This window comes from Streptomyces sp. NTH33, from assembly GCF_003236365.1.
Taxonomy (GTDB): domain Bacteria; phylum Actinomycetota; class Actinomycetes; order Streptomycetales; family Streptomycetaceae; genus Streptomyces.
In genome coordinates, this window is sequence record NZ_POTZ01000687.1 from 1 (window position 1) to 2,696 (window position 2,696).

2 protein-coding genes and 1 pseudogene are annotated in these 2,696 nt (G+C 72.4%); 1 reads left to right on the forward strand and 2 read right to left on the reverse strand.

Features of this window, described 5'->3' with window-relative positions:
* The first annotated feature begins 259 nt into the window (after positions 1 to 259).
* Entirely contained in the window at positions 260 to 607 is a 348-nt protein-coding gene (locus C1I97_RS34960) for a hypothetical protein (RefSeq protein ID WP_181447053.1), read from the forward strand.
* Positions 608 to 986: 379 nt separating this feature from the next.
* Here C1I97_RS34960 and C1I97_RS34970 read toward each other — a convergent pair whose 3' ends face one another.
* The gene (locus tag C1I97_RS34970; RefSeq protein ID WP_111006984.1) at positions 987 to 1,913 is read right to left on the reverse strand and encodes a DUF3027 domain-containing protein; all 927 of its coding nucleotides are present in this window, start codon (positions 1,911 to 1,913) and stop codon (positions 987 to 989) included.
* Between the two features lie 273 nt (positions 1,914 to 2,186).
* A pseudogene (locus C1I97_RS34975) lies at positions 2,187 to 2,639 on the reverse strand (MFS transporter); the annotation flags it as partial.
* Between the last annotated feature and the right edge of the window lie 57 nt (positions 2,640 to 2,696).

Here is a 2,696-nt window from a genome sequence, read left to right on the forward strand (position 1 = left end):
CCCGAGGGCCTGCGCCGCCCGGCGGCCTTCCTGGCCCACCGCCTCCAGAACTGCGACGGCTGCGACCGCGCGTACCGCGCCCCCGAACCCGGCCGTTGCCGCGACTGCCGAGCGGCGGCATCCAACTCTGCAGGCTCCTCGCTCGACCTCAACTCCTCCTACGGCCACTGACCAGGAAGACCGGCACATCATGTTCGCGCCCCAGTACCCCGGCCGTCCCGGACGACTAACCTGGCCCATGCACTCCCGGGAGGAATCCATGAGCACGCAGGCCGACCACGGACACGAGCTGGTTCCCCGCCCCGAACAGACTCCGGACGCCCTGCGGGCCGCCCTCGCCGTCGTCGATCCCGGGCGCCTGCCAGAGATGCAGCGCACAAAGGACGAGGCGTTCGCCAAGGCCGTGGAGTGGCAGTCACTCAGCCCGGTGCGAAGCTGGGTCCTGGCCTGGGCCAGGGACATCGAAATCGCCCGCCGCCCCGACCTCGCCACCCGCCACGCCCGAGCCAAGAACAATCTGGAACACGAGGACCCTGCCGTCGCCCAGGAAGCCCTGAGAGAGCTGACCACGGTCCTGGACGAAGCCATGAAGGCAGTACGGACTTGAGCTGGACCTGGGAGTACGCCTTCGGCGCGGAGGAAGCCGCCCGTAACGCACCGTCCGCCTTCCTCGCCGCAGTGGCAAAGAAGGCAGACGAGCTGGTCAGGGCGGCAGAGGCGCTGCACGTACATGGTCGCAGCCATCAGGGGGGCGATCCCAAAGGGGGGATGTCATCGTCCCCGGTGGCATGTTCACGTACCAGATCGTCGTGCGCAGCGAACGCGTCTACATCGTTCAGATCACCTACCTGGACTTCTGACTTCGAGCCGCCGCTCCGATCCAGGTTCTGCTCGTGGCCCTCACTGACCGTACGGCCCCTCGCCGTCGACCCGGAGAAGCGGCAGCCGGTCGCCCCACACGCGCCGCAATCGGCTGCCGGGTTCCGCTAGGAGTGCCCCAGCTCCGCCGTCTCCTCGTCGGAGATGTCCGGGACCGAGCCGGAGTCGGCGGCCGGACGCAGCGGGAACGGGTCCACCCGGGTCTCGTCGATCACCGGCGGAGCCGGCTGCGGCGGCTTGGGCATGACCGCGGCCTCGGAGTGGCCGCCGCAGCCGTACGTCAGGGAGACCACGCGGCCGTCGGCCGGGGAGAACTCGTTGGCGCAGACGCCGAAGGCCTGGCCCAGCGAGCCGCCGATCGGTACGAGGAAGCCGCAGCTCACGCAGGCCGCCGGGGCCGCCTGGGCCATGGGGGTCTTGGCGCCGAACGCCTCCTCCCAGCGGTCGGCGGCGACATGCAGGCCGTAGCGGGACAGGACCCGGGCGCGGCGCATGCCCAGTTCCTCGGCGACCGCCGGGATCGAGCCGCGGGCCGGGGTGGTGGGGAGGTTCCTCGGCGGTCCCGCCGTGACGTCGGCGTCCTCCGCCTCCGCCAGCTCGGCCATCTCCTCGGAGACCGCGGAGTTCGGCGCCGGCTCGTCCTCGCCGGAGTAGCCGGGCTCGAGGCGGAGGTCCTCGGCATCGGTGGGCAGCAGGTCGCCGGGGCCCATGTCGCCGGGGCGCAGGCGCTCGCTCCACGGCACCCACTCGGGTGCGAGCACCGCGTCCGGGCCGGGCAGCAGGACGACCTCGTCGAGGGTGACGACCCTGGCGCGGGAGGCGCGGGCCACCGTGACGGCCCAGCGCCAGCCGCGGTAGCCGAGTTCCTTGCACTGGAAGAAGTGCGTGACGACGCGGTCGCCCTCGGAGACCACGCCCATGTGCTCGCCGATGACCCCGGGCGCGGCCGCCTCCTCCGCTGCGGCCCGGGCGAGGTCGACGGCCTCGGCGCACAGGCGGTCGGGGGTGCGGCTTCGCGTGGTCGCTGCCTTCACAGGTATCGCTTCTCTCCTACGCCGTCTGTACGGGTGCGTCGGCCTGAAGGCGGCGGGGCGGGCGGAGCGGACCCTGGGACCGCGTCGACGTCCGCGCCCGATCGCGCTCGGGCGCACCTACGTCATCCATTCTGCGGTATGCCCGTAAGGCGCGCGGCCGAGAACGTTCGCCACGACGCGTTACGCACGCTACCTTCTCGCCGCCGCTGGGCCTACACCGACGGTGGTTTACCCCCGTCCGCCTGTCTCGCTGGACAAGACGGCCGGCCCGGGGCCACTGGGAACGAGCGGAATCGGACAGCGCCCGAAGAGGGCCGGAGACACGCCGACGTGCGGGAGGCGGTCGAGCAGGGGGCCGATCACGGGGGCGAGGAGCGTGAAGGGCGCCATGGTGATGGCGAGGTACAGCGCGACCCGGCCGCGGGCCTCGTCGGTGGGCACGGAGAAGAAGACGGTGGAGGCGAGCGCCACGGTGATCATGACGTCGCCGGCGCCGTTCACCGCGTGCAGCTCGATCAGCCTGCCGAGCCCGGACTCGCCGGCGCCGTGTGCGTTGGTCGCTCTGCGGATGCCGCGGACCGCCCCGGTGACGGGCAGCCGCAGGGCACGCCCGACCGCGCGGACGGACCCGCCGAACCGGCCCGGACCGCTGCCTCGGCTGCTCCCCTTGTATCCCTTGTCCCCACGGATCCCGGTGGTCCCCGGGGGCGTCCTCGCGGCTGCCACCCCGTCATACTGCCCCGAGACGGCGGCCGCTAGCGTCATTACGCCCCGGATGAGCCC